The sequence below is a fragment of the Pseudomonas sp. HMWF021 genome (assembly GCF_003061005.1).
Classification (GTDB): domain Bacteria; phylum Pseudomonadota; class Gammaproteobacteria; order Pseudomonadales; family Pseudomonadaceae; genus Aquipseudomonas.
On record NZ_QAIK01000136.1, the window covers coordinates 98,115 to 101,273 of the forward strand.

The window sequence follows — 3,159 nt, forward strand, 5'->3', positions numbered from 1 at the left end:
ATGCGCCAGCAGGCTTTCGGTGTCGATGTTTGGCTGAATCAGGAACATCGTGCTGGGTTGCCGGGGTTTGATGGGGTCGGGGGTGAGGTAGAAATCCAGTGCACGTTTGATGGCTTCGCGGTTTTTGGCGAGGTCGTCGGCGAGGATGGTGGCTTCGAGTGGGGTAACTGATTCTTCAGGCGGGTCGGGAACGGGCTTGGACATGCTTTTTCACCTATGACGTTCAGCCATCTCATGCCGTTTCTCACACGGCGAAGAGGTGGCAACTATGTGCGGGGTGAGAAAACCGGTCATAGGCACCCGGCCAGACAAAGTCTGCCCGCACACAGTCGCCATAACGCATTTGCATGCAGCGGTTTGGCTGGCGGCAATTATGCGGGTACGGACACTGAATGACTATGAATTGCCGGGTTCTCACACCCGATCGCTGAACCTTCAGCGACACCCAAAGCCTAGAGAGCGGGCGTCCGACGGACAACCTGAAAACCTTGTGGGAAGGTTCCCGGATTTTTACACAGCTCTAAACACAACTACGCTCACTGTAGGAGCTGCCGAAGGCTGCGATCTTTTGACGTTCGCTTTCACAATGCAAAAGCAGGATCAAAGGATCGCAGCCTTCGGCAGCTCCTACAGGAATCGGATGCGTCAGTTGGAGATTGGTCGTTCGCAAGGCCGTCTTCACAGGCAAGCCCGCTCCCACAGGGGAATGCATTTCAGACTGTCGGAGCGGGCTTGCTCGCGAAGAACGATAACGCCGCCCGTCACGCCTGGCGCCGGGTATAAATAAGTAACACCAGGCCCCAACGCGGCGCGCACAACGTGACCAATGCACCGTTTTGGGGCTTGGTTTGCACCTAAAAAAACGGCCGCAAACGGTCAAATGCGTCAACTTTTATACAAATGCGACATTAAGGTACGTACGTGCCACTGTTTAACGCTCGCTCACACTCTGGATCTTGCATTGGGTATGGCCCCTGCATAAGTATCCGCAGGCACGACTCACGAGGTCGTACCTCACTATTAAAAAATGACAACAAATCATGAGGCCAACATGCTTAAACACGCGGTCATTCCGTTTTTAGTCGGCGCAGGCTTGTTAGCCTCCGCACCTTTCGCAACCGCTGCGACTAACCTGGTGTTCTGCTCCGAAGGGAGCCCGGCCGGTTTTGATCCAGGCCAGTACACCACCGGAACCGACTTCGACGCCTCTGCCGAAACCATGTTCAACCGTCTGAGCCAGTTCGAGCGCGGCGGCACCGCCGTTGTTCCTGGCCTGGCGACCAGCTGGGACATCACGCCAGACGGCCTGACTTACACCTTCCACCTGCGCGAAGGCGTCAAGTTCCACACCACCCCGTATTTCAAGCCGACTCGTGAGTTCAACGCCGACGACGTGCTGTTCACCTTCAACCGCATGATCAACAAGGACGACCCGTTCCGTAAGGCGTACCCGACCGAATTCCCGTACTTCACCGACATGGGGATGGACACCAACATCACCAAGATCGATAAAGTCGACGACCACACCGTCAAGTTCACTCTGAAAGAAGTCGACGCCGCGTTCATCCAGAACATGGCCATGAGCTTCGCCTCGATCCAGTCCGCCGAGTACGCTGCCCAGCTGCTGAAGGAAGGCAAGGCTGCCGACATCAACCAGAAGCCGATCGGCACTGGCCCGTTCGTGTTCAAGAGCTACCAGAAAGACTCGAACATCCGTTACACCGGCAACAAGGATTACTGGAAGCCGGACGACGTGAAGATCGACAACCTTATCTTCGCCATCACCACCGACCCGTCGGTGCGCATCCAGAAGCTGAAAAAGAACGAGTGCCAGGTCACCCTGTTCCCGCGTCCGGCGGATCTCGCGGCGCTGAAAGCCGACAAGACCCTGAAGATGCCTGACCAGGCCGGCTTCAACCTGGGCTACATCGCCTACAACGTGATGGACAAGGTCAAGGGCAGCAACGAGGCTAACCCGCTGGCTGACCTGCGCGTGCGCCAGGCGCTGGACATGGCGGTGAACAAGCCGCAGATCATCGATTCGGTTTACCAGGGCGCCGGCCAGCTGGCCGTCAATGCCATGCCGCCGACCCAGTGGTCCTACGACACCACCATCAAGGACACCAAATACGATCCTGAGAAAGCCAAGCAGCTGCTCAAGGAAGCGGGCGTCAAGGAAGGCACTGAAATCGTGCTGTGGGCGATGCCGGTACAGCGTCCTTACAACCCGAACGCCAAACTGATGGCCGAAATGCTCCAGTCCGACTGGGCCAAGATCGGCTTGAAAGTGAAGATCACCAGCTACGAGTGGGGCGAGTACATCAAGCGTTCCAAAGGTGGCGAGAACCAGGCCATGATCATTGGCTGGAGCGGTGATAACGGTGACCCGGACAACTGGCTGAACGTGCTGTTCGGCTGCGACTCGCTCAGCGGCAACAACTTCTCCAAGTGGTGCGACAAGAAGTTCGACGGCCTCGTCAAAGAAGCCAAGCGCACTACCGACCAGGCCAAGCGCACCGAACTGTACAAACAGGCGCAACACGTCCTTAAAGATGCAGTCCCAATGACACCTATCGCTCACTCGACGGTGTATCAACCCATGCGCGCCAACGTGCAGGACTTCAAGATCAGCCCGTTCGGCTTGAACTCCTTCTACGGCGTCAGCGTCAGCAATTAAAGAAGCAGCGGCGTCGTTTTCAGCGGCGCCGCTGTTTTTTTCTGCCGATACGTTAGGAATTTGCCTACATATCTTTCCGTCGAGGACTACTTCGACGGGTTAGGACGTGTTGCCTTTTCCTACGAGTCTTTAGGACTCAGCGCATTTACTGCCAGGCCCGCGACCCCTACCGTCGTGTACTGACCAGTGACTGCGTGGCTATCGGTTTTGCGGCCCGAAATGGTTTGAGCTCGATGCAGCCACAACATCCCTGGACGGGATCGCGGCGCATCGAAAAACACTACAAAAAAGAGGGAGCGTCATGCGCCATACCTTGGTTTTTTCCGCATTGCTGGGCGCCGGCCTGTTGGCCGCCACGTCCGCCAGTTTTGCCGCCAGCAAGAGCCTGGTGTTCTGCTCCGAAGGCAGCCCGGCGGGTTTCGATACCGCGCAATACACGACCGCGACCGATAACGACGCCGCCGAGCCGCTATACAACCGCC

Annotated in this window: 1 protein-coding gene and 2 pseudogenes; 2 read left to right on the top strand and 1 reads right to left on the bottom strand. The window is 57.0% G+C overall.

The genetic code is table 11. The features are described from left to right. A pseudogene (locus DBR18_RS18875) lies at positions 1–204 on the bottom strand (hypothetical protein); the annotation flags it as partial. Between the two features lie 847 nt (positions 205–1,051). Between DBR18_RS18875 and DBR18_RS18880 the strand changes: the two are divergent. Together DBR18_RS18880 and DBR18_RS29450 are read left to right on the top strand one after the other, a co-directional pair. Next, positions 1,052–2,677, top strand: coding sequence for an ABC transporter substrate-binding protein (locus DBR18_RS18880; RefSeq protein ID WP_108591441.1), 1,626 nt, complete (start codon positions 1,052–1,054; stop codon positions 2,675–2,677). Positions 2,678–3,023: 346 nt separating this feature from the next. Beyond that, positions 3,024–3,159: pseudogene (locus DBR18_RS29450) on the top strand (hypothetical protein); the annotation flags it as partial.